The organism is Rhodococcus ruber NBRC 15591, assembly GCF_001894945.1.
Classification (GTDB): domain Bacteria; phylum Actinomycetota; class Actinomycetes; order Mycobacteriales; family Mycobacteriaceae; genus Rhodococcus; species Rhodococcus ruber.
In genome coordinates, this window is sequence record NZ_BCXE01000014.1 from 87,760 (window position 1) to 109,775 (window position 22,016).

Annotated in this window: 22 protein-coding genes and 1 pseudogene; 15 read left to right on the top strand and 8 right to left on the bottom strand. The window is 74.3% G+C overall.

All coding sequences use genetic code 11. The annotated features are described in order from the left end of the window. The first annotated feature begins 90 nt into the window (after positions 1-90). Entirely contained in the window at positions 91-699 is a 609-nt protein-coding gene (locus RR3_RS09735) for a hypothetical protein (protein ID WP_017682078.1), read from the top strand. Between the two features lie 10 nt (positions 700-709). Here RR3_RS09735 and RR3_RS09740 read toward each other — a convergent pair whose 3' ends face one another. Further along, the gene (locus RR3_RS09740) at positions 710-1,042 is read right to left on the bottom strand and encodes a hypothetical protein (RefSeq protein WP_010596419.1); all 333 of its coding nucleotides are present in this window, start codon (positions 1,040-1,042) and stop codon (positions 710-712) included. 207 nt (positions 1,043-1,249) lie between these two features. Here RR3_RS09740 and RR3_RS09745 point away from each other — a divergent pair, with 207 nt between their 5' ends. The 7 genes from RR3_RS09745 (at position 1,250) to RR3_RS09775 (ending at position 7,389) form a co-directional block, all read left to right on the top strand. Further along, on the top strand, positions 1,250-1,588 hold the full coding sequence (locus RR3_RS09745) for an RNA polymerase-binding protein RbpA (RefSeq protein ID WP_010596420.1): 339 nt from the start codon (positions 1,250-1,252) through the stop codon (positions 1,586-1,588). 258 nt (positions 1,589-1,846) lie between these two features. Beyond that, positions 1,847-2,212 (top strand): chorismate mutase, encoded by a 366-nt coding sequence (locus RR3_RS09750; protein WP_010596421.1) that lies wholly within the window; start codon positions 1,847-1,849, stop codon positions 2,210-2,212. An 8-nt stretch (positions 2,213-2,220) separates the two neighbouring features. Continuing rightward, positions 2,221-4,320: an aminodeoxychorismate synthase component I gene (pabB, locus tag RR3_RS09755; RefSeq protein ID WP_017682077.1), complete on the top strand. Its 2,100-nt coding sequence runs from the start codon at positions 2,221-2,223 to the stop codon at positions 4,318-4,320. After that, entirely contained in the window at positions 4,317-5,225 is a 909-nt protein-coding gene (locus RR3_RS09760) for a prephenate dehydrogenase dimerization domain-containing protein (protein WP_010596423.1), read from the top strand. The genes pabB and RR3_RS09760 overlap by 4 nt, the downstream gene beginning before the upstream one ends. Beyond that, the gene (locus RR3_RS09765; protein WP_017682076.1) at positions 5,212-6,192 is read left to right on the top strand and encodes an AurF N-oxygenase family protein; all 981 of its coding nucleotides are present in this window, start codon (positions 5,212-5,214) and stop codon (positions 6,190-6,192) included. The genes RR3_RS09760 and RR3_RS09765 overlap by 14 nt, the downstream gene beginning before the upstream one ends. A gap of 109 nt (positions 6,193-6,301) precedes the next feature. Beyond that, positions 6,302-6,808 carry a hypothetical protein gene (locus RR3_RS09770; protein WP_234420188.1) on the top strand — a complete coding sequence of 169 codons (507 nt, stop codon included), beginning with the start codon at positions 6,302-6,304 and terminating at the stop codon, positions 6,806-6,808. 155 nt (positions 6,809-6,963) lie between these two features. Then, positions 6,964-7,389, top strand: coding sequence for an Hsp20/alpha crystallin family protein (locus RR3_RS09775; protein ID WP_010596426.1), 426 nt, complete (start codon positions 6,964-6,966; stop codon positions 7,387-7,389). A gap of 57 nt (positions 7,390-7,446) precedes the next feature. Here the strand turns inward: RR3_RS09775 and RR3_RS09780 are convergent, their stop codons facing one another. From RR3_RS09780 to RR3_RS09795, 4 genes are read right to left on the bottom strand one after another with little or no spacing between them, the layout of a single operon-like run. Beyond that, a complete protein-coding gene (locus tag RR3_RS09780) occupies positions 7,447-8,226 on the bottom strand; it encodes a polyprenol monophosphomannose synthase (RefSeq protein ID WP_017682073.1) in 780 nt (259 codons plus the stop codon). 35 nt (positions 8,227-8,261) lie between these two features. Beyond that, positions 8,262-9,839 (bottom strand): apolipoprotein N-acyltransferase, encoded by a 1,578-nt coding sequence (gene lnt / locus RR3_RS09785; RefSeq protein ID WP_064065679.1) that lies wholly within the window; start codon positions 9,837-9,839, stop codon positions 8,262-8,264. Then, positions 9,836-11,446 carry an amidohydrolase gene (locus RR3_RS09790; RefSeq protein WP_072786400.1) on the bottom strand — a complete coding sequence of 537 codons (1,611 nt, stop codon included), beginning with the start codon at positions 11,444-11,446 and terminating at the stop codon, positions 9,836-9,838. The genes lnt and RR3_RS09790 overlap by 4 nt, the downstream gene beginning before the upstream one ends. Positions 11,447-11,465: 19 nt before the next feature. Further along, the gene (locus RR3_RS09795; RefSeq protein WP_010596430.1) at positions 11,466-11,990 is read right to left on the bottom strand and encodes an FxsA family protein; all 525 of its coding nucleotides are present in this window, start codon (positions 11,988-11,990) and stop codon (positions 11,466-11,468) included. 99 nt (positions 11,991-12,089) lie between these two features. Between RR3_RS09795 and RR3_RS09800 the strand changes: the two are divergent. The 3 genes and pseudogenes from RR3_RS09800 (at position 12,090) to RR3_RS09810 (ending at position 15,770) form a co-directional block, all read left to right on the top strand. Next, positions 12,090-12,857, top strand: a pseudogene (locus tag RR3_RS09800) (TSUP family transporter). 37 nt (positions 12,858-12,894) lie between these two features. Continuing rightward, positions 12,895-14,406 carry a TldD/PmbA family protein gene (locus RR3_RS09805; RefSeq protein ID WP_064065683.1) on the top strand — a complete coding sequence of 504 codons (1,512 nt, stop codon included), beginning with the start codon at positions 12,895-12,897 and terminating at the stop codon, positions 14,404-14,406. After that, positions 14,403-15,770 carry a metallopeptidase TldD-related protein gene (locus RR3_RS09810; protein ID WP_064065681.1) on the top strand — a complete coding sequence of 456 codons (1,368 nt, stop codon included), beginning with the start codon at positions 14,403-14,405 and terminating at the stop codon, positions 15,768-15,770. Before RR3_RS09805 ends, RR3_RS09810 begins: the two co-directional genes overlap by 4 nt. A 35-nt stretch (positions 15,771-15,805) precedes the next feature. Here the strand turns inward: RR3_RS09810 and RR3_RS09815 are convergent, their stop codons facing one another. Next, positions 15,806-16,222, bottom strand: coding sequence for a PPOX class F420-dependent oxidoreductase (locus tag RR3_RS09815; protein ID WP_010596436.1), 417 nt, complete (start codon positions 16,220-16,222; stop codon positions 15,806-15,808). Positions 16,223-16,280: 58 nt separating this feature from the next. Here RR3_RS09815 and RR3_RS09820 point away from each other — a divergent pair, with 58 nt between their 5' ends. Next, positions 16,281-17,105 carry a precorrin-3B synthase gene (locus tag RR3_RS09820; RefSeq protein WP_010596437.1) on the top strand — a complete coding sequence of 275 codons (825 nt, stop codon included), beginning with the start codon at positions 16,281-16,283 and terminating at the stop codon, positions 17,103-17,105. Between the two features lie 61 nt (positions 17,106-17,166). Then, positions 17,167-18,633: a dihydrolipoyl dehydrogenase family protein gene (locus RR3_RS09825; protein WP_040269792.1), complete on the top strand. Its 1,467-nt coding sequence runs from the start codon at positions 17,167-17,169 to the stop codon at positions 18,631-18,633. 9 nt (positions 18,634-18,642) lie between these two features. Here RR3_RS09825 and dprE2 read toward each other — a convergent pair whose 3' ends face one another. Continuing rightward, positions 18,643-19,389 (bottom strand): decaprenylphospho-beta-D-erythro-pentofuranosid-2-ulose 2-reductase, encoded by a 747-nt coding sequence (gene dprE2 / locus RR3_RS09830; protein WP_010596439.1) that lies wholly within the window; start codon positions 19,387-19,389, stop codon positions 18,643-18,645. 62 nt (positions 19,390-19,451) lie between these two features. Here dprE2 and RR3_RS09835 point away from each other — a divergent pair, with 62 nt between their 5' ends. Continuing rightward, entirely contained in the window at positions 19,452-19,850 is a 399-nt protein-coding gene (locus tag RR3_RS09835; RefSeq protein ID WP_010596440.1) for a TIGR03618 family F420-dependent PPOX class oxidoreductase, read from the top strand. A gap of 6 nt (positions 19,851-19,856) precedes the next feature. Here the strand turns inward: RR3_RS09835 and RR3_RS09840 are convergent, their stop codons facing one another. Further along, positions 19,857-20,987, bottom strand: coding sequence for a M24 family metallopeptidase (locus RR3_RS09840; RefSeq protein WP_017682301.1), 1,131 nt, complete (start codon positions 20,985-20,987; stop codon positions 19,857-19,859). A gap of 27 nt (positions 20,988-21,014) precedes the next feature. On the opposite strand from RR3_RS09840, the gene RR3_RS09845 reads away from it, so the two are divergent. Beyond that, on the top strand, positions 21,015-21,998 hold the full coding sequence (locus RR3_RS09845; RefSeq protein WP_017682300.1) for a 5'-3' exonuclease: 984 nt from the start codon (positions 21,015-21,017) through the stop codon (positions 21,996-21,998). Positions 21,999-22,016 lie beyond the last annotated feature (18 nt).

A 22,016-nucleotide genomic window follows, 5' to 3' on the forward strand; every position in this document is an offset into this window, starting at 1 on the left:
CACGGAAACGGCCCGCGCCGGCCCCGACCCCCCTATTGTCGAGCCGACCACGTCGTCGCCCGTGCCCGTCCCACCCTCGAGGAGCTCTGGATGCAGCAGCGTCGATGGACCGTTCGTTCGCTCACCGCCGCAGCCGCTGTCGCGGCGGCGGTGGCCGTGCCCGCGCACGCCGTCGCGGAACCCGAGCCCCCGGGACTGCCGCCGGACGCGTTGCGTGCGGCCGCGGCCGCGGAGTCCCCCGAGGCGCTGCGGGCGGTGGAGTCGCTGCTCGACGCGGCTCGCACCCCGGCGTTGTTCGAGCCGCCACCGCGCAACACTCCGCAGCCGTTCATGCAGCCCGCCCCCACGTTCGGGCTCGGCTGCGGGGGCGGTTTCACCCCCTACGCGATGACCACCGGATGGGCCCAGCCCGGCCCCAACGCGGTGCCCCCGGTGCAGATCGGCCAGCTGAAGATCTTCGTCTCCCCCACGATCCCCACCCTGCCCGCGCGGGCCGACCTGAAGTTCGTGTGGCTGAACATGGAGAACTTCCGCGGCGGCGTGGACACGCTCGACGACACCGTGGGCGGGGTGCCGCAGCTGTCGAAGACCCTCGACACCGGCACCGGTCCGGTGCTGTCGGCACTGTTCGGGTCCGTGCAGTACGTCGACGGCACCTTCTGCCAGGTGGTGTACACGATGGGGGCGTTCTTCGCCTGAGCGGGCCGGCTCAGCGGAGCCGTTCGGCGGCGCGGGCCAGCCGCACGAGCTCGTCGCACAGGGCGGCCAGTTCCGCCGGACCGGCGCCCTCCGCCACCGCGGTCGCGACGTCCTCGGCCGCGCACCGCACCTCGAAGGCACGGTCGGCGACAGCGCTCGCCTCCGCGGCGGTCAGGATCACCGCGTCCTCCGGCAGTCCCGCTTCCCGGGTGAGGGTGCGTTGCTCGTAGGCCCGCTGACGGCACGAGCGGCGGCAGTAGCGGCGACGGCGCCCGAGGGGGGCGTCGGCGACCGGCCGGCCACACCAGAGGCAGTTCTCCGGTTCACGGGTACGTCCGGTCATGGCCGTCCACCCTACCGGCCGGCGGAGCCGCGGCGGCCGGGGCGGTAGACTCACCCGCGCCCACGGCCGCGGGGCGGTCGGGAACCGATTCGACCGCGTGTGCGTTGACAGAAGAGGTCGGCATCCGCCGATGTCGACCGCACTGTGGACGCGCGCTCGCCCCGGAGGCGAGCGCACCGGGCGGAGCACACAAGAGAGGACACCACCATGGCAGATCGTGTACTGCGAGGCAGCCGGCTCGGGGCGGTGAGCTACGAGACCGACCGTGACCACGATCTGGCGCCGCGGCGGATCGCCCGCTACCGCTGTGACAACGGCGAGGAGTTCGACGTTCCGTTCGCCGACGACGCGGAGATCCCCGGCACCTGGATCTGCAAGAACGGTCTGGAAGGCTCCCTGGTCGAGGGCGCGGCGCCCGAGGCGAAGAAGGTCAAGCCGCCGCGCACCCACTGGGACATGCTGCTCGAACGCCGCTCCATCGACGAGCTCGACGAGCTGCTCAAGGAGCGCCTCGAACTGCTCAAGACCAAGCGGCGCGGCGCCTGACCTCAGGTCGACCGGTACGCACGAGGCCGCCCCCGGGATCCGTCCCGGGGGCGGCCTCGTGCGTACCGGGGGCGGTGCGTGTCCTGCCGGGTCGGCCGTGTTGCGCGCACGGCACAAATGGATCAAACGCCGACAGCGGCTCCGCGCGCGTGTCATCATGATCGAACACCGGCCGGATTCTCGGACCGGCGACCTCGGACGACGCGAAACGGAATGACCCACTGGGGTTTCGGGCCGCGGTACAGGGGGCGAGAAGCGATGGACAACAGCAACGACCACCGGGCGGACGCCACCGCCGAATCCGCACCGGACGACCTGCTCGACGGGCTGCGCACCGAACTCGACCGGGTCGACGCCCGGCTCCTCGATACCGTTCGGGACCGGCTGCGCATCTGTGCCCGCATCGCGCACCTGAAACAGCGGCACGCGATCCCGATGCTGCAACCGGGCCGGATGCAGGTCGTGCATGCCCGCGCCGAGTCCTACGCGCACCGCAACGACATGTCGCCGGAATTCCTGCACTCGTTGTACGCGCTGCTCATCGCGGAGGCGTGCCGGGTCGAGGACCTCATCATCGACGGTCCCGGCGCGGCGCCCGCCCAACTGCGCGAGACCCGGACCTGAGACCGGTCATGGCCGCCCCGCCGCCCGCCGGTTCGATCCGCACCCTGCTGATCGACAACTACGACTCGTTCACCTACAACCTCTACAGTCTGCTGGCCGAGGTCAACGGTGTCCCGCCCACGGTCGTCAGCAACGACACCCCGTGGGAGTCCCTGGATCTGGACCGGTTCGACAACATCGTCGTCTCCCCCGGGCCGGGCCGCCCCGACCGGGCCCGCGACTTCGGGATCAGCTCGCACGCCCTGCTCGACTCCGGTCTGCCCGTGCTCGGGGTGTGCCTCGGTCATCAGGGCCTGTGCAACCTGTTGGGCAGCGAGGTGGTGCGGGCACCGCAGCCGGTGCACGGCCGGCTGTCACGGATCCGGCACGCCGGCACCGGGCTGTTCGCCGGCATTCCCTCCCCGTTCGAGGCGGTGCGCTACCACTCGCTGGTCGTCGACCGGGTGCCCGACGACCTCGAGGCCGTCGCCTGGACCGAGGACGGACTCCTGATGGGGGTCGCCCACCGGACCCGGCCGCTGTGGGGGGTGCAGTTCCACCCCGAGTCGATCTGCACCGAGTACGGCCGCGAGCTGCTGGCGAACTTCCGCGACGCGACCCCCGCCCGGCCGCACCCACCCGAGCCGGTCCCGCCGCCCGCGCCGCCCGCGCCGCCCCCGGCGCTGGTCCTCGAAAGCCGCCGGATCGACCACCACCCCGACCCGCAGCGGGTGTTCGAGACGTTGTTCGCCGACGGTCCGCACAGCTTCTGGCTGGACGGCAGCGCCGCCACCGAACCGAACTCGCGGTTCTCCATCCTCGGGGACGGGTCGGGTCCGCGCGCCGAGTTCGTCACCTACAGCGTCGCCGAGACCCTGGTGCGCGAACAGCGCACCGGGCAGCCGGTGGCCGAGTTCCACACCACCTTCTTCGACCACATCGACCGCCGCCTCGCCGAGCGCACGGTCGCCCGGCGCGGCGACCTGCCGTTCGCGTTCGCGCTGGGCTACGTGGGCTACCTGGGGTACGAGCTCAAGGCCGACACCGGCGGGCAGCTCGTGCACACCTCCCCCATCGCGGACGCGGCGATGGTCTTCGCCGACCGCGCCGTGGTCCTCGACCACGAGACACGCTGCTGCTACCTGCTGGCGCTGAGCGAGCGGGCCGGGGAGCCCGCCACGACCGCGTGGTTCGACGCGACCGCTGCCGTGCTCGGGTCCCTGGCCGAATCCGCCGCGGCACCGGTCGCGGCCCCGCTGGTGCGGGCGGAGCAGGATCCGCGGGTGCGGTTGCGGCACGAGCCGCAGCGCTACCTCGAGCTGATCGCCCAGTCGATCGCCGAGATCCGCAGCGGCGAGACGTACGAGGTGTGCCTGACCAACGCGGCGACCGTGGACCGCAGCGTCGATCCCCTGCGCACCTACGAGACGCTGCGCGAACTGAGCCCGACCCCGTACAGTGCCCTGCTGCGGTTCCCCGAGGTGTCGGTGCTCAGTGCCTCGCCGGAGCGGTTCCTGCGGATCGGCCCGGACGGGGTGGTCGAGTCCAAGCCGATCAAGGGCACCCGGCCGCGCGGCACCACCGAGGACGCGGACCGGGCGTTGCGGCAGAGCCTGCTCGACAGCGAGAAGGACCGGTCGGAGAATCTGATGATCGTCGACCTGGTGCGCAACGACCTGTCTCGGGTGTGCGTGCCCGGTTCGGTGCACGTGCCGAAGCTGTTCGACGTCGAGACGTACGCGGCGGTGCACCAGCTGGTCTCCACGGTGCGGGGGACGTTGCGCCCGGATGCGACCGCGGTGGACTGCGTGCGGGCCGCCTTCCCGGGGGGATCGATGACCGGGGCGCCGAAGCTGCGCACCATGGAGATCATCGACAAGCTCGAGGACGGCCCCCGCGGCGTGTACTCGGGTGCGCTGGGATACCTGTCCCCGACGGGAGCGGCGGACCTGTCGATCGTCATCCGCACCATGGTCGCCACCGAACACGAGGTGGGCTTCGGCATCGGCGGCGCCATCGTCGCGTTGTCGGACCCGGCGGACGAACTCGAGGAGACGATGGTCAAGGCGGTGGCGATGCGCCGCACCCTGTCGGTGAACGAACCCTCCGAGGACGGTTCCCGCGCGTGAGCGACACGACCGGCCTCGTCGTCGTCGCCGGGGGTGCCGGCGCGGTCGGCCGGATGCTCGGTGAGGCGCTGCGCCGCGACGGCGCCGACGTGCTGGTGGTCGACCCGGCCGCCGGCGACGATCCGGGCGCGCTGCGCGACGATGTCACCGTCCCCACGGCGGCCGTGCGGGACGCGGTGCGGTGCGCCTCGATGCTGGTGCTGGCCGTGCCCGAGGCCACGGCGCTGGCGGCCGCCGCCCGGCTCGGTCCGCTGCTGTCGCCGGACGCGGTGCTGGTGGAGACCCTGTCGGTGAAGTCGGCGTGGGCGCAGGCGGGACGCGGGCGGGGGTGGTCCGCGCAGTGTGTCGGGCTGAACCCGATGTTCGCGCCGGCGCTGGGCATGGCGGGACGACCGGTGGCGGTGGTCGAGCACCGGCCCGGCCCGGCCGTCGACGCGCTGCTCGCGGCGCTCGACCGGTGGGGCGCGCGGGTGGTGCGGATGACGGCGGACGACCACGACCGGGTCGCGGCGGCCACCCAGGCGGCCACGCACGCGGCGGTTCTGGCGTTCGGGCTGGCGCTGGGACGGCTCGGCGTCCCCCCGTCGGTGGCGGCGGCGACCGCCCCGCCCCCGCACGTGCTGCTGCGGGCGCTGCTGGCGCGGATCGCCGGCGGCGCCCCCGAGGTGTATCTCGACGTGCAGGCCGGCAACCCGCACGCGGCGGCGGCCCGGTCGGCGCTGCGGGCCTCCCTCGACGAGCTCGAGGCGGTGGTCGAGACCGGATCGGTGGCCGGGTTCGCGGACCTGCTGGGCCGGGCCGCAACGCCGCTGGGCGCGGACACCGGCCGGTATCGTGAGCTGTGTGCGGAACTGTTCGCGGAACTGACGCACGAGGAAACGGAGAGCCGTCATGGCCGAGCCTGATCTGCCCGCCGCGCAGGGTCCGCTGCTCGTACCCGCGCTGCCCGACCACGATCCGCACGACGTCGTCGAGAGCGCCGTGGTGCGGGGACTGGCCCGGTCGTGGGGGCGGCGCGCCACGGTCAAGAAGAGCGAACCGGATCTGGACGAGCTGTTCGATCCGGGCCGGCTGGATTTCCCGGACGAGCTCGTGCCGTTCCACACCCATCCCGCGTACCGCGCCCTGGACGAGGGGCGCCGGGCCCGGCTGCGGGGCTGGGGCTGGATTGCGTACAACAAGAATGTCATGGACATCGAGCAGTACGTGGTCAACCCCGGTTTCGCGCTGATCACGACGGACTTCTTCGGGGTCGGGCCGTCGGACACCGTGACCGCGGGGGTGCTGCAGGCGATGGTCGACGAGCAGTACCACACGCTCATGCACCTGAACGCGAGCGCGGTGATCCGCCGCCGCCGTGGCTGGCACATGCCCGAGTCGGTGCTGCCGCCGTGCCGGACCGTGCGCGAGCACCGGGCCGCGGTGGCGGCGGCGCCCGATCCGCGGGGGCAGGCGCTGATCCGGTTGGCATTCACCACCGTCGCCGAGACCTCCATCAGCGCGTTCCTCGCTCTGATGACCGAGGACGCGGAGCTGCAGCCGGTCAATCGCACGACGGTGGCGCTGCACCGGCGGGACGAACTCAGTCACGCCTCCCTCGCCGCGGAGCTGCTGAAGATGGTGTTCACCGAGCTCGGGCCCGGCGACCGGGCGCAGCTGCTCGCGGCCCTGGCGGCGGGAATCGAGGCGTTCACCGGCTCGGATCTGGGCACCTGGGCAGCGATCGTGGACGCGGAGCGCGTTCCGGGTGGGCGGGCGATGCTCGCGGACGTGGCCGCGACACCCCCGCGGCGGGTGGTGCAGGACTGCAGCGCGATCCGCCGGTTGTGCACCGAACTGGGCGTCGTGGACGAGCTGCCCGTCACCTGGTAGAACGATCGAATCCGAACGAACGACACGATCGTTCGAGCGGTGTCCGGTTCGTGACCCGGCGCCGTTCCTCGAACGTTCGTGCGGGGGTTCGTCCTGGTAGTCTGCGGTGGTGAGCGACGCCTCCTCGGCGCCCGGCACGCCGATCGGGGCCACCCCCGCGACGGGCGGCCGCCGCAAGCAGTACGCCAACAGCGCCGAACGTGCGCGCGCCTGGCGCGAACGCCAGCGCCGGACCGCCACCCCGTCCCCACCCGCAGCGACCTCCGACCCGCCCCGGTCGGCGTCCTCTTCGCCGCCGGAGCGTGCGGGTACCCGCCTCGGCGCCGCCCCGGACCCGCCCCGGGCGGCCGGCACCGGGGCGGTGGACCTCGAGGCGACCCGGCTGCGCACCGAACGCGACGAGGCGCTGCGCTCGGCTGCCGAGGCCTGGCAGCGGGTGGCCGAACTCGAGGCCGATCTCGCGATGGTGCGCGCCGAACTGGCCGACGAGCGGGCCACCCAGCTGCGCGAGGCGCGGATCCACATCGCCGAGCTGCGGATGCAGGTGGCGGAACTGCGGCGCGAACGCGGCCGCCCGGACCGGATCCCGACTGACGAACGTTCGCCGAACGCGTAGGCCCGAGTCCGAACGATCGTTTGGAGGGCTACCGGGGGTGCGAACGTTCGGATCTCGGGGGTCGGGACTTCCGGCCCTGTCGGGCGCGTCCCGCACGGAGTCGAATGGACACGGACCGACCTTCCGCCGATCCGTTTCCCAGGAGAGGAGCAGACATGTCCACTGTGCCAGCGCGCCGTTCCCGTTCGGTGTTCCCGGACCTGTCCGAGTTCTTCGACGCCTTCCCCTTCACCGGTCTACGTCCCGCTCTCGGCGGCAACCTCATCCGGGTCGAGGACCGTGTCGAGAACGGCCGGTACGTCGTGCGGGCCGAGCTGCCCGGCCTCGACCCGGAGAAGGACATCGACGTCGCGATCAACGCCGGGCAGCTCGAGATCACGGCCGAACGGACCGAGGAGAAATCCGAGGGGGGACGCTCGGAGTTCCACTACGGCTCGTTCCGGCGTTCGGTGGCCCTGCCACCGGGTGCGAAGGACGACGACGTCGAGGCGTCCTACGCCAAGGGCATCCTCACCGTCTCGATCGCTCTGGCCGAGCAGCAGCAGGCCGGGAAGAAGATCGAGGTCAAGAACGCCGAATGAGCCCCGCCGCCCGGATGGGGGTGACCGGTCCTCGACCGGCCCCCAGCCCGGCGGCGCTCAGCGGCGCAGCAGGCCGCGCAGTTTCGTCCACCGGTTGCGCACGCCCCACACGGTGACCTTGATCAGCGCCTCCTGCACGATGCTGCCGCTCATCTTCGATTCGCCGATGATCCGCTCGGTGAAGGTGATCGGCACCTCGGCGACCGTGAACCCGGCCTGCACCGCCCGCCAGGCGAGGTCGACCTGGAAGCAGTAGCCGTGCGAGGCGACCGCGGCGAGATCGAGGTGCTCGAGCACCTCGCGCCGGTAGGCGCGGTAGCCGCCGGTGATGTCGTGGATCCGCACCCCCAGCGCGAGCCGCGAGTAGATGTTGCCGCCGCGGGAGAGCACCTCCCGATGCCACGGCCAGTTCACCACCGCACCGCCGGGCACGTACCGCGAGCCGAGCACCAGGTCGGCGCCCGCGTCGATCCTCTCGAGCAGCAGGTGCAGCTGCTCGGGGGCGTGGCTGCCGTCGGCGTCCATCTCCACCAGCACGGTGTAACCGCGCTCGAGTCCCCACCGGAAACCGGCGATGTACGCGGCCCCGAGACCGTTCTTCTCGGTGCGGTGCATCACGTGGATGCGGTTCTCGCTCGCCGCGGCGAGACGATCGGCGACGTCGCCGGTGCCGTCCGGGCTGCCGTCGTCGACGATCAGCACGTGTGTGTGCGGCAGCGCGGCGTGCAACCGGCCGACGATCAGGCCGATGTTGTCACGTTCGTTGTACGTCGGGATGATCACCAGGGTCCGGGCGCTCGGCGCGCTGTCGTTCCCGGCCGGCGTCGCCGCTGCCATCGAAGGTCCTTCCTGTCGCACCGGCCGGCGGCCGGTCATCTCGCGGTGCCGGCTGCGGCCGGCACGGTGGTGCTCCGCCCGCGTGTGCGCACCAGCGCCACGCCGACGGCGGCGACGGCCCCGACGCAGAGCACGAGCTCCGGGATCGGTCCGAGCCGAGTAGCCAGCGTAGCCGTCGCGCGCAGCGGCACCTGCGCCACCAGTACCTCGGGCACGAACAGGGCGCTGCGCGTGGTGACCGTGCCGTCGGCCGCGACCACGGCGCTGACCCCGCTCGTGGCGGCCACCACCACGGCCCGGCCGTGCTCGACGGCCCGCACCCGGGACATCGCCAGCTGCTGGTAGGTCATCTCCGTGTCGCCGAACGTCGCGTTGTTGGTGGGCACGGCCAGCAGGTGCGCGCCGGCGCGCACCGAGTCCCGCAGTGCCCGGTCGAACGCCACCTCGTAGCAGGTGGCCACCCCGATCGGGATGCCCGCGGCGTGGACGGTGCCGTCGCCGCTGCCCGGCACGAAGTGCCCGGCCCGGTCGGCGTAGTCGGAGAACAGCCGGAAGAACGAGCGGTACGGCAGGTACTCGCCGAACGGCTGGATGATGCGCTTGTCGTGCCGCTCCCCCGGCCCGGTCGCCGGATCCCACACGATCACCGAGTTGGTCGTGGTGCCGTCCCCGTTGACCAGCACGGCACCCACCAGGATCGGGGCGCCGACCGCGGCCGCCGCGGCGCCGATGTCGGCCGCGGCGTCGCGGTTGCGCAACGGGTCGATATCGGAGGCGTTCTCCGGCCAGATCACCACGTCCGGGCGCGGCGCGGTGCCGCCCCGGACCCGGTCGGCCAGCTCGAGGGTGCGCGCCACGTGGTTGTTCAGCACGGCCTTGCGCTGGGCGTTGAAGTCCAGACCCAGCCGCGGCACGCTGCCCTGGATCGCGGCGACCGTCACGGTGCGCTCACCCGCCTCGGGGGCGGGCAGCGCCGGCCAGGTCGCCAGGGCGAGCAGCGGTGCGGCGACGGTCGTCGCCGCGGCCCGCAGCAGCGGCGACCGCTCCCGGTGCCCGCGGGTGTAGCGCAGCCCGGCCCGCGCGCACGCCCACAGCCCCGTGCCGGTCAGCGCCACCGCGAACGACACCAGCGGCGCACCGCCGACCGCGGCGAGAGCGACCAGCGGCCCGTCCGGCTGACCGAACGCGAGCCGGCCCCAGGGGAACCCGCCGAAGGGCACGCTCGCCCGCAGGTACTCGGTCAGGCTCCAGCCGGCCGCGATCCACACCGGTGCCCCCGGCAGGGCCCGCACCTGCACCGCGACCACGCCGAACAGGCCGACGAACACCGCCTCGGCGGCGGCGAGCGCCAGCCACGGCACCGGGCCGACGTACTCCCCGACCCACGGCAGCAGCGGCACGAAGAATCCCAGGCCGGCGAGGTAGCCGTAGCCGAAACCGCCGCGGCGGCGCAGCGTCGGCGCCCCCAGCACCCCGGTGAGCAGGGCGATGCCCAGCGGCGCGAGGAACCACAGCGGACGCGGCGGGAAACTCGCGAACAACAGCAGCCCCGCCGTGACGGCGGCGACGCTGCGGACCACCACCGGCCGGGCGGCGGCGCGCGAGCCGATCACCGGGCGTACACGACGCGGCCGCGGTGCACGCTGCGCAGCAGCACCGGGTCGGGCGTGCCCGGCTCGAGATCCGGCAGCGGCGCCACCCGCGACCGCGGGTCGGTGGACCAGCGCTGCACACTGTCCTTCGGCGCGCTGACCACGAGCTCGTCCGCGTCCCAGACCGCGTACGACGCGGGCGCCCCGGGGTCGAGGGTGCCGGCGATCCCGTCCCGCACCCCGCCGGCGCGCCACGCCCCACGGGTGGCGGCGGCGAACGCGGCGCGGGGGGAGATCCCGCTGCCCGGGGTGCGGTGGTGCACGGCGGCGCGCAGCATCGGCCACGGTCGGGCCGCGGTGACCGGCGCGTCCGAGCCGAACGCGAGGGACATGCCGGTCGCGGCGAGCGGCGCGAACGGGTTGAGGCCGGCGGCGCGGTCGGCGCCGAGGCGGGTGGCGTACAGCCCGCCCGGTCCGCCCCACAGCGCGTCGAAGCTCGGTTGCATGCTGGCGATCACGCCCCAGCCGCCGAGCCGCTCGCCCTGCGCGGCGGTGACCATCTCGAGGTGTTCGAGCCGGTGTCCGCGGGCCGCGACGGCCGGGCCGCCGAGGTCGGCGACGACCGCGGCGAATGCCTGCACCGCGGCGTCGACGGCGGCGTCGCCGATGACGTGGAAGCCGGCCTGGATGCCGGCTTCGGTGCAGGCCCGCAGGTGCGCGGTCATCTGTTCGACGGTGAGGTAGGCGGTGCCGCAACAGTCGGGGCGGTCGGTGTACGGCGCGGCGAGCCACGCGGTGTGGGAGCCGAGGGCGCCGTCGACGAACAGGTCGCCCCCGAGGGCGTGCCCGCCGGTGGCGGTGAGCAGCGCCCGGGCCTGCTCGGCGGTGGTGACGGCCTCCCCCCAGTAGCCGCGGACCTGCACCCCGTGGTCGGTGGCGAGCAGTTCGGCGAAGTCGTCGCGGCCGGCGATGTCCGGGCCGCCGCATTCGTGCACGGCGACGATGCCGTGTGCCGCGTAGTCGTCGAGGGCGGCGGCGCGGGCCCGGGCGCGTTCGGTGGGGGTGAGCAGGGCGCGGGCGGCGGCGCGGACACCGTGGTGCGCGGCCGCGGTCAGCGGGCGCTGCGGGTGGTAGCCGTCGAGTCCGGCGAGGTCGGCGGCGGCGCGCAGCGCGGTGGAGGCCGCCGCGGAATGGGCGTCGACGCGGGTGAGGTAGACGGCGCGGCCGGGGGCGGCGGCGTCGAGGTCGTCGGTGGTGGGGGCGGTGGGGTCCGGCCAGCGGGTCTCGTCCCACCCGTGCCCCCACACGACGGCGCCGGCGTGCCGGGCGGCATGGTCGCGCACCTGGTGCAGCGCCGCCTCGCGGGACCGCGTGTCGGACAGGTCGAGACCGGTCAGGGCCAGGCCGTGCGCGGTGACGTGCACGTGGGTGTCGACGAAGGCGGGTGCGACGAACGCCCCGTCGAGGTCGACGATCTCGGCGTCCGGGTGCAGGGCGCGGCCGGGCCGGTCCTCCCCCACCCACACGACCTGCCCGTCGGTGACGGCCATCGAGGTGGCGTCGGGGGCGCTGGCGCTGTAGATGCGGCCGCCGACGAGGAGCTGAGTGTGCGGTGCGGGGGACTTCACGGCTACCCAGTGTGCCCCGTTACGGCAGGTGCGGACGGTGCGGGGGGTCGACGATCTCGCCCTCGAGCACGGTCCCGGCTCCGGAGGCGGGGGTGTCGAGGCGGGCCGGGCCGACCACGGTGTGCTCGACGACCTCGCCGTCGACGATGACGACGCGTTCCCCGCGGAAAGTGCCGCCCCGGGCGGCGGAGGCGGCGACCCGGCGGGCGGCCAGCGCCCGCACGAGCGGGCGCAGCAGCGCGCGGGTCGGGGGCAGCAGCAGCAGAATTCCCGCGGCGCTGGTCACCGGTCCGGGTACGAGCACGAGCCCGGCACCGGCGCCGACCAGTGCGCCGTCGGTCAGGGCCCGGTCCGCGCCGGCGGCGCTGCGGACCCGGCCCAGATTCTGCAGGGCACGGCGGCCCTGCGCGGCGAGCACCAGGTAACCGAGGACGCTCACCCCGAGGAACACCAGGATCGTCGTGCCGATGCCCAGGGTGGACCCGAGCCACGCCAGCACCCCGATCTCGACGACGACGTAGGCCAGGAACAGCAGCGCGATCATGGGGTGATCCTTCCAGCTGCCGGGAACGGTGCGGCGGTCATATCCGCTCAACGAGCGGCGCCGCGGTTTTGCTCCCGGTCGCTGTGATCGAATGGCCGCGTGGGTGCAGGCGACTGGGCGGTTCTGATGGTGGCGGCGACCGCCGCCGGGTGGGTCGACGCCGTCGTCGGTGGGGGCGGGCTGATCCTGTTGCCGGCGCTGTTCGTCGTCGCCCCGCAGCTGACACCGGCGGCCGCGCTGGCGACGAACAAGCTCACCGCCCTCTGCGGCACCGGCGCGGCGGTGGTGACCTTCGCGCGGCGGATCCGGCTGCAGTGGCCGGTCCTGGCTCCGGCGGCGGTCCTGGCCGCGGTCGCGGCGGCGGCGGGTGCGGCGACGGTCTCGCGGATCGACAAGGACCTGTTCGTTCCGATGGTGATGGTGGTGCTGGTGGCGGTCGCGGTGTTCGTGACGCTGCGGCCGTAGGTCGGCACGACCCTGGCGCACGAACCGCCGACGATGCGGCGCACGGTCCTGGTGGTGCTGACCGCGGCCGCGGTGATCGGCTTCTACGACGGCCTGCTCGGCCCGGGCACCGGCACGTTCCTGATCATCACGTTCGCGACGCTGCTCGGCACCGAATTCGTGCGGTCGGCGGCGATGGCGAAGGTGATCAACCTCGGGTCCAATGTCGGGGCGCTGGTGTATTTCGCGGCGGCCGGGTACGTGTGGTGGTCGCTGGGGCTGGCACTGGCGGTGTGCAATATCGCGGGCGCGGTCGTCGGTTCGCGGACCGCGCTGCGCCGCGGCGCGGGGTTCGTGCGGGCGGTGCTGCTGATCGTGGTGCTGGTGATGGTGGTGCGTCTGGGCTGGCAGCAGTTCGGGTGAGCCGACGCGCCGGGTGCGACCCAGTACGGTGGTGCCCGTGAGCACCGTCGACGCCGACTTCCTCGCCCTGCCGTTGCGGACGCTCGCGGACGCGGCGCTGTCCGCCGCCCGCGCCGCCGGTGCCTCCCACGCGGATCTGCGGGTGCACCGTCTGCACAGCCAGTCGCTGAGCCTGCGGGACGGCGCCGTGCAGGCCGCCGTCGACAGCATCGACACCGGGCTGGCCGTGCGGGTGGTGGTCGACGGCACCTGGGGGTTCGCCTCGCACGCCGAGCTGAGCCCGGCCGTCGCGGCGGCCACGGCGCGGCAGGCGATCGAGGTGGCCCGGACGTTGCGGGCGCTGAACCGGGATCGGGTCGAGCTCGCCGACGAGCCGGTCTACCCGGACGCGGTGTGGGTCTCGCCGTACGAGATCGACCCGTTCACGGTGCCCACGGCGCACAAGGTGGCGCGGCTGGCGGAGTTCTCCCGGCACCTGCTCGCCGCCGACGAGGTCGATCATGTGACGGCGCACTGTGGGCAGGTCAAGGAGCAGACGTTCTACGCGGACCTGGCCGGCTCGACGATCACCCAGCAGCGGGTGCGGGTGGCCCCGCAGCTCGAGGCGACCGCCGTGGACCGGCGCACCGGCGAGTTCGAGACGATGCGCACCCTGGCCCCGCCGGTGGGGCGGGGCTGGGAGTATGCGGCCGGCGACGCGCACTGGGACTGGAGTGCGGAGCTGGCGCAGATCCCCGGGTGGCTGGCGGAGAAGGCGTCGGCCCCCAGTGTGCAGGCGGGGCCGACGGACCTGGTGATCGACCCCACCAACCTGTGGTTGACGGTGCACGAATCGATCGGGCACGCAACGGAGTACGATCGGGCCATCGGGTACGAGGCGGCCTACGCGGGCACCTCGTTCGCCACCCCGGACGGGCTCGGCACGCTGCGCTACGGCACCGACGTGATGCAGGTGACGGCGGACCGCACCGTCGCGCACGGGCTCGCCAGCGTCGGCTGGGACGACGACGGGGTCGCCGCCCAGTCCTGGGACCTGGTGCGGGACGGGATACTGGTCGGCTACCAGCTCGACCGGGTGTTCGCGCCGCGGCTGGGGCTGCCGCGTTCGAACGGCTGCTCGTACGCCGACTCGGCGCATCACGTCCCGATCCAGCGGATGGCGAACGTGTCGCTGCAGCCGGACCCGGTGGCCGACACCACCACCGCCGAGCTCATCGCCCGCGTCGACGACGGGCTCTACGTCGTCGGCGACAAGTCCTGGTCGATCGACATGCAACGCTACAACTTCCAGTTCACCGGGCAGCGGTTCTACCGGATCCGCGGGGGCACGATCGCCGGGCAGGTGCGTGATGTGGCATACCAGGCCACCACAACCGACTTCTGGGGCTCGCTCGAGGCGGTCGGCGGGCCGTCGACGTGGCGACTCGGCGGCGCCGTGAACTGCGGCAAGGCCCAGCCCGGGCAGGTCGCGCCGGTCAGCCACGGCTGCCCGTCGGCGCTGCTGCGGTCGGTGAACGTCCTCAACACCCGGGCGGAGGGCCGGCGATGATCGAGGCGCAGGAACAGCTCGAGCGGGCGTTGCGCTGCTCGACCGCCGACGAGACGATCGTGCTGGTCACCGACACCGGCGAGGCGTCGCTGCGGTGGGCCGGCAACTCGATGACCACCAACGGGATCTCACGTTCCCGCAGCTGGACGGTGATCGCGGTCCTGCGCGGCGACACCACCCGCGTCGGGGTGGTGACATCGAGCAGCGTCGACCCGGCCGACATCGCCCCGACCGTGCGGGCGGCGGGGGCGGCGGCCGCGGCGGCGGCCCCCGCCGAGGACGCGGTGCCGCTCGTCGGCGGGGAGGGCGAGCCCGGCGACTGGGCCGACGCCGCGGCCGGGACCGACATCACGGTGTTCGGGCGGCTCGTCGACGATCTCGCCGCCGGATTCGACGGTGCCGATCAGCTCTACGGCTTCGCCCACCACCGGATCTCGACGACCTGGCTGGGCACCTCGAGCGGGGTGCGACGCCGGTTCACCGCGCCGGAGGGATCGGTGGAGATCAACGGCAAACGGGGCGGGCTGAACGGGGCCAGCGCGTGGGCCGGGGCCGGCACCCGCGACTTCACCGACGTCGACACCCCCGCCCTGCTGACGGAACTGTCGCGGCGGCTGGACTGGGCGCGCCGCACCGTCGAGCTGCCGGCCGGGCGCTACGAGACGCTGCTGCCGCCGTCGGCGGTGGCCGACCTGATGATCTACCTGATGTGGTCGATGGAGGGCCGCGGCGCCGAGGAAGGGCACACCGCGCTGTCGCGGCCCGGCGGCACCCGCGTCGGCGAACGGCTCACCGCGCTGCCGTTGACCCTGTTCTCCGATCCCGCCGCCCCCGGCCTGGAATGCGCGCCGTTCGTCACGGCCACCGCCTCGTCGAACTCGCTGTCGGTGTTCGACAACGGCATGGACCTCGGGCGGGTCGACTGGGTGCGCGCGGGGACGGTGCACGCGCTGGCGTACCCGCGGGCCGCCGCCGCCGAGTTCGGGGCGCCGGCGGCCACGCCCGGGGAGAACCTGCTCCTGACCGGCGGCGGCACGGCCGGCGTGGACGAGATGGTGGCCCGCACCGAGCGGGGACTGCTGCTGACGACCCTGTGGTACATCCGGGAGGTCGACCCGGCGACGTTGCTGCTGACCGGACTGACCCGCGACGGTGTGTATCTGGTCGAGGACGGTGCGGTGACGGCGGAGGTGAACAACTTCCGGTTCAACGAGAGCCCCCTGGATCTGCTGCGGCGCACCACCGAGGCCGGCGGCACGCAGCGCACCCTGCCGCGGGAATGGAAGGACTGGTTCACCCGCACCGCGATGCCGCCGCTGCGGATCCCCGACTTCCACATGTCGTCGGTCAGCCGCGCCCGCTGATCCCGCGGCGACGCCCGTGTGCCGCCGCGGTCCCCTCACCCGCCGGGACCGGGATCCGGGGTGGGATCGTCCGCCTCGACGACACAGGCGAGCCCGACGGTGCCGGCGCGCCCGCGGCGCAGCACACTGCCCTTGACCGTGAGCCACCCGAGGATCCCGTACTTGCGGGCGATCATCGCCCGCGCCCGCTCGGTGCCGGCCGCGTCGAGCACCGTGGCGGTGCCGGGCACCGCGTCGCTGCGCGGTGTGCCGCGCACGTCGCACACCGCGACGGTGATCCGCGGATCGCGGCGCAACCGCCGGACCTTGTAGGAGTCGGTGACGGTCCACACCAGCAGCCGGTCGGCGTCGGCGGCGGCCCACACCGCGGTCGGCACCGGGGTGCCGTCCCTGCGGAAGGTGGTCAGCAGCACGTACTTCGCGGCGGCCAGGTCGGCGAAGGTCGGGGTCATGGGCCACACCCTACGGACGGGCGGGCCGCGCCGACCGCCGCCGTCTAGCCTGGAGGCCATGGCGCCCGCTCACGAACCCGTCGACCTGGTCGAGGTGTCCCTGCCCGGCGGTCGGCTCGCGGCGGCGCAGCTGCAGATCCTCGCCGAACTCGCCCACGACCACGCCGGGGGCGCCCTGGTCCTCACCGCCGACGGTCTCGGGCTGCGCGGAAACCGGGCCGAACTCACCGCGCAGCTGTCCGGCCACGGCTTCGACCTGCCCGGACCGCATCGGCGCCGCCTGCTCGCCTCGCCGCTGTCCGGCCGCATCGGCGGGCACGTCGACGTGCGGGACATCCTCGCCGAGGTGCACCGTCGACTCACCGCGCTCGCGCCCGGCCGCGACCTCGTCGTCGGGATCGACGACGGCAGCGGCGACATCGCGGCCCTGGCCCCCGAGGTGGGGGCGGCGGCGCTGCCCGACCGGCGGTGGGCGCTGTTGCTCGACGGCACCGACACCGGCGTGCGCCTGCCCCCCGACGACGTCGTCGAGACGCTGGTCGCGGCGGCGCAGCGGCCGCCGCGGGCCGGGGTCGCCGCGACCCTCGCCGCTCTGGGCGTGGAGCCGTCGGCGCCGCCGGCGCGGCGCCCGTCGGCCCCGGCCCGGCCCGTGGGCTGGTTGGACCAGCCCGACGGTGCGGTCACCCTCGGCGGCGGTCTGCCCGGGGCGGTGCTGCCGGCGCGGACGGCGGAGTTCCTCGCGGCCGTGGATCGTCCCCTGGTGGTGACGCCGTGGTCGGTGGTGCTGCTGTGCGATCTCGACGAGTGGGCCGCCGAACAGGTGGTGCGGGTCCTCGCCCCGATGGGACTGGTCTTCGACGCCGACTCCCCCGAGCTGCGCTGAACCGCGCCGCGGCGGTCGTGTTCCGGGCCCGCACCGCCCGCACGCCGCCTACCGTGGGTTCATGAGCATCGGTGCGGGGTCCGAGTCCGAGGTGTTCGATGTCGTCGTCCTCGGCGGCGGACCCGCCGGGGAGAACGCCGCCGCCTACGCCATCGCCGGCAGCGACCGCACCGCCGTCCTGGTCGAACACGAACTCGTCGGCGGTGAATGCTCCTACTGGGCGTGCATGCCGAGCAAGGCGCTGCTGCGCCCGGGACAGGTGCTGGCCGCGGCCCGGCACATGCCCGGCGTCGCCGCCAAGGTCGCCGCCCACGGCGTCGACGTCGCCGACGTCCTCGCCCGCCGGGACGCGTTCACCGACGGCCGCGACGACACCGCCCAGGTCGAGTGGGCGCGCGGCGCCGGGATCGACGTCGTGCGCGGGCACGGCCGCCTCACCGCCCGGTGCGAGGTCACCGTGGACGGCCCGCAGCCGCGGCGGCTGCGGGCACGGCACGCGGTGGTGGTGGCCACCGGCAGCACCGCGTCCGTGCCCGATGTGCCGGGGCTGCGCGCGGCCCGGCCCTGGACCTCGCGGGATGCGACGAACCTGCAGCAGGTGCCGCGGCGCGCCGCGATCGTCGGCGGCGGCGTCGTCGCCTGCGAGATCGCGACCTGGCTGCGCGAGCTCGGCACCGAGGACCTGACGATGCTGGTGCGGGGGGACCGGCTGCTCGCCCGCACCGAGCCGGTCGCCGGCGCCGCCGTCGCCGAGGCGCTGCGCGAGCACGGCGTGCGGCTGCGGTTCGGCACCACGACGGCGGAGGTGTCCCGCCCGGACGTCGCGGACACCGGCATCGGACGCATCCACGGCGGCCCGGTGCGGCTGCGCCTCGACGACGGTGGCACCCTCGAGGTCGACGAGCTGATCGTCGCGGCCGGGCGCCGGCCCGCGACCGCCGGACTCGGACTCGACACGGTCGGGTGGGCCGGGGAGGGCCCGCTGCGCACCGACGACCACATGACCGTCGCCGGGGTGGACGGGCGCTGGCTCTACGCCGTCGGCGACGTCACCGGCCGGACCGCGCTGACACACATGGGCAAGTACCAGGGACGGGTGTGCGGCGACGTGATCGCCGCCCGCGCCGAGGGACGCGACCTCGACGCGCCGCGGTTCCGGGCGCGCGCCGACCACGGGCAGGTGCCGCAGGTGGTGTTCACCACCCCGGAGGTCGCGGCCGTGGGCCGCACCGCGGCCGACGCCCGCGCCGACGGCCTCGACGTCGAGGTGCTCGAGGTCGACATCGCCGTGGCCGGATCCGCGCTGGCGCGGGACGATTTCACCGGACGCGCCACCCTCGTGGTCGACCGCGCCGCCGACACCGTGGTGGGGGCGACGTTCGTGGGCACCGACGTCGCCGAGCTGCTGCACGCCGCGACGGTCGCGGTGGTCGCCGCGGTGCCGCTCGAGACGCTGTGGCATGCGGTACCGGCGTATCCGACGGTCGGCGAGGTGTGGTTGCGGCTGCTCGAGTCGCGCCGCCGCTGAGCGCGCCGGTCAGCGCGGCAGTCGCCGCCAGATCGGCCGCGGCAGCAGCCGCATCCCGACGAACACCGGCCGCAGCACAGCCGGCACCCACACCTCGCCGCGGCCGCGGCGCAACGCCCGCACCGTCGCGTCCGCGACCCGGTCCGGGGTGCTCGACAGCGGCGCGGGGCTCATCCCCTCGGTCATGCGGCCGACGACGAACCCGGGTCGCACCAGCAGCAGCGACACGCCGCTGCCGTGCAGCGCGTCCGCCAGGCCGGAGGCGAATCCGTCGAGACCGGCCTTCGCGGAGCCGTACACATAGTTCGCCCGGCGCACCCGCACCCCCGCCACCGACGAGAACACCACGATCCGGCCCGATCCCTGGGCCCGCAGATGCCCCGCCAGCCGCGTGAGCAGGGCCACGTGGGCGACGTAGTCGGTGTGCACGATCGCCACGGCATGGGCCGGGTCGTGTTCGGCGCGGTGCTGGTCGCCGAGGATGCCGAACGCGAGGACGGCGACGTCGATCGGCCCGTACAGCATCGCGAGGTCGGCGAGGGTCTGCTCGTGGGTGTCGAGCCGGTCGGCGTCGAACTCGACGGTGTGCACGGCGACGGCACCGGCGTCGAGCACGGCGCGGCGCTGCGCCTCGAGATCGCCGGCGCGACGCGCGGCCAGGACCACGGTGCGGCCGCGGGCCAGCCGGGCGGCCACCGCCGTCCCGATCTCGCTGCGGCCCCCGAAGACGACGATCGAACCCTGCCCGTTGTTCACCGCACCAGTGTGCCGGGTGGCGCCGCGGGGCGCGCGGGCCGGGTTCGGCTACCGTCGCAGGCATGGCCCGCACCCCCGCCGCGCTCGGCGACGCCGCGTTGCAGTTCCTCACCGAATACCATCTCGGGACGCTGACGACCCTGCGCAAGGACGGCAGCCCGCACGTGGTGGCCGTCGGTTTCACGTGGGATCCGGAGGCCGGGGTGGTGCGGGTGATCACCGATGCGACCTCGCAGAAGGCGCTCAACGCCGACCGCCGCGGATACGGTGCCGTCAGTCAGGTCGAGCGGGGCCGCTGGCTCACCCTCGAGGGGCCCGCCCGGGTGCGGGCGGAACCGGAGGCCGTCGCCGAGGGGGTGCGTCGTTACACCGCGCGGTACCGGACGCCGCGGCCCAACCCGACGCGCGTGGTGGTGGAGATCACCGTGGCACGGGTGATGGGCTCGGTACTCGACAAGTAAGGTCGCTCACCCCGGCAGCACCGTCAGTCCGTGCGGACGGTGGTTGAGCGGTTCGCAGCCGTCCTCGGTGACCACCACGATGTCCTCGATGCGCGCACCCCACTCGCCGCGGAAGTAGATGCCCGGTTCGATGCTGAACGCCATCCCGGGCCGCAGCACGTCGGCATTGCCGTCGACGATGTACGGCTCCTCGTGGACGGACAGTCCGATGCCGTGCCCGGTCCGGTGCACGAAGACCTCGGCGAGGCCGTGCGCGGCGAGGGCGTCGCGGGCGGCGGCGTCGACCGAGGCGGCGGTGACCCCGGGCCGGACCGCGTCGACCGCCGCCTGCTGCGCCGCCTCGAGCAACGCCACCTTCGCCGCGACGTCGTCGGGGGGCGCGCCGAGGCTGTAGGTGCGGGTGGAGTCGGAGTAGTAGCCGGGCTCGACCGGGCCGCCGATGTCGACGACCACGACGTCGCCGGGTTCGAGGACCCGGTCGGAGACCTCGTGGTGGGGGTCGGCGCCGTGCGGGCCGGACCCGACGATGACGAAGGCGGCCTCGGTGTGGCCCTCGGCGACGATCGCGGCGGTGATGTCGGCCGCGACCTGCGCCTCGGTGCGGCCGGGCCGCAGCCACCGCCCCATCTGCGCGTGCACCCGGTCGACGGCGGCGCCGGCGCGGCGCAGCGCCGCGACCTCCTCGTCGTCCTTGACCATGCGCAGCTGCCGCACCACCTCGGTCGCCAGCACGGGCGGCACCGCGAACCGGGCCGCGAGGGGCACCAGGTGCAGGGCGGGCATGGCGTCGACGACCGCGGTGCGCGGACGCTGCGGCAGCAGCGCGGCGACCTGCGCGTACGGGTCCTGTCCGTCGACCCAGTCGTGCACCGGCAGGTTCAGGTCCGCGGCCGCGGAGTCGGTGAGGGAGGCCAGCTCGAGGCGCGGCACGACGACGGACGCGCCCTGCCCGTCGGTGGGGATCACCAGGCAGGTGAGCCGCTCGAACGATTCCGCGCGTGAGCCGAGCAGGTAGCGCAGGTCCGGTCCGGGGGTGACGAGCAGCGCGTCGAGACCGGCGTCGTGGCCGAGGGCGGCGGCCCGGGCGAGGCGGTCGGCGTAGACGGTTGCGGGGAAGCGGCGCTCGGGGGAACTCATGCGGACAGCGTAGTGGCGTTTGGCAGGATGACCGGTGTGACTGCGACGCCGGCCTCCGCCGCCCCCGTGCCCCCCACCGGCCCGTTGATGCTGCTCGACGGGGCGAGCCTGTGGTTCCGCGCGTTCCACGCGCTGCCCGAATCGCTCACCGCCCCGGACGGCCGCCCGGTCAACGCGGTGCGGGGGTTCACCGACATGGTGGCGTCGCTGATCACCAAGCATCGGCCGGCGCGGCTGGTGGTGTGCCTGGATCTGGACTGGCGGCCGGCGTTCCGGGTGGCGGCGGTGCCGAGTTACAAAGCGCACCGGGTGGCCGCCGGTTCGGACGGCACCGCCGAGGAGGTGCCGGCGGCGCTGCCGCCGCAGGTGCCGATGATCCTCGACGTGCTGGCCGCGGTCGGGCTCGCCACCGCCGGGGCGGCCGGGTTCGAGGCCGACGACGTGATCGGCACTCTCGCCGCCGGCGAGGCCCGCGACCCGGTGCTGGTGGTCAGCGGCGACCGGGATCTGCTGCAGGTGGTGCGCGGCGGCGCGGTGCCGGTGCGGGTGGTGTACGTCGGGCGGGGCCTGGCCAAGGCCGAGGTGTTCGGTCCGGCGGAGGTCGCGGCCCGGTACGGGCTTCCGCCCGGGCGGGCCGGAGCGGCCTACGCCGAGCTGGCGGCGCTGCGCGGGGACCCCTCGGACGGGTTGCCGGGCGTCAAGGGGATCGGGGAGAAGACCGCGTCGACGCTCCTGCAGGAGTACGGGTCGCTCGCGGCGCTGCGCGCGGCGGCCGCGGACCCGGCGTCGGGGCTGGCGAAGGGGGTGCGCGCCAAGCTGATCGACGCCGGCGAGTATCTGGACGCGGCGGTGCCGGTGGTGCGGGTGGCCACCGACGCTCCGGTCCGGGTGTCGCGCCCGGACACGATCCCGGGGGCCCCCGTCGATCCGCAGGGACTCGAGCGGCTGGCCCAGGATCTGGGGATCGGGCGGTCCGCCGCCCGGTTGACCGCGGCGGCGGCCGGGGTGTGAGGGCGACGGACCGGCGTG

Coding starts and splice junctions, on each gene's coding strand:
- RR3_RS09735 (WP_017682078.1), top strand. CDS start 91: ATGCAGCAGCGTCGATGGACCGTTCGTTCGCTCACCGCCGCAGCCGCT.
- RR3_RS09740 (WP_010596419.1), bottom strand. CDS start 1,042: ATGACCGGACGTACCCGTGAACCGGAGAACTGCCTCTGGTGTGGCCGG.
- RR3_RS09745 (WP_010596420.1), top strand. CDS start 1,250: ATGGCAGATCGTGTACTGCGAGGCAGCCGGCTCGGGGCGGTGAGCTAC.
- RR3_RS09750 (WP_010596421.1), top strand. CDS start 1,847: ATGGACAACAGCAACGACCACCGGGCGGACGCCACCGCCGAATCCGCA.
- pabB (WP_017682077.1), top strand. CDS start 2,221: ATGGCCGCCCCGCCGCCCGCCGGTTCGATCCGCACCCTGCTGATCGAC.
- RR3_RS09765 (WP_017682076.1), top strand. CDS start 5,212: ATGGCCGAGCCTGATCTGCCCGCCGCGCAGGGTCCGCTGCTCGTACCC.
- RR3_RS09775 (WP_010596426.1), top strand. CDS start 6,964: ATGTCCACTGTGCCAGCGCGCCGTTCCCGTTCGGTGTTCCCGGACCTG.
- RR3_RS09780 (WP_017682073.1), bottom strand. CDS start 8,226: ATGGCAGCGGCGACGCCGGCCGGGAACGACAGCGCGCCGAGCGCCCGG.
- RR3_RS09795 (WP_010596430.1), bottom strand. CDS start 11,990: ATGATCGCGCTGCTGTTCCTGGCCTACGTCGTCGTCGAGATCGGGGTG.
- RR3_RS09810 (WP_064065681.1), top strand. CDS start 14,403: ATGATCGAGGCGCAGGAACAGCTCGAGCGGGCGTTGCGCTGCTCGACC.
- RR3_RS09815 (WP_010596436.1), bottom strand. CDS start 16,222: ATGACCCCGACCTTCGCCGACCTGGCCGCCGCGAAGTACGTGCTGCTG.
- RR3_RS09820 (WP_010596437.1), top strand. CDS start 16,281: ATGGCGCCCGCTCACGAACCCGTCGACCTGGTCGAGGTGTCCCTGCCC.
- RR3_RS09825 (WP_040269792.1), top strand. CDS start 17,167: ATGAGCATCGGTGCGGGGTCCGAGTCCGAGGTGTTCGATGTCGTCGTC.
- RR3_RS09835 (WP_010596440.1), top strand. CDS start 19,452: ATGGCCCGCACCCCCGCCGCGCTCGGCGACGCCGCGTTGCAGTTCCTC.
- RR3_RS09840 (WP_017682301.1), bottom strand. CDS start 20,987: ATGAGTTCCCCCGAGCGCCGCTTCCCCGCAACCGTCTACGCCGACCGC.
- RR3_RS09845 (WP_017682300.1), top strand. CDS start 21,015: ATGACCGGTGTGACTGCGACGCCGGCCTCCGCCGCCCCCGTGCCCCCC.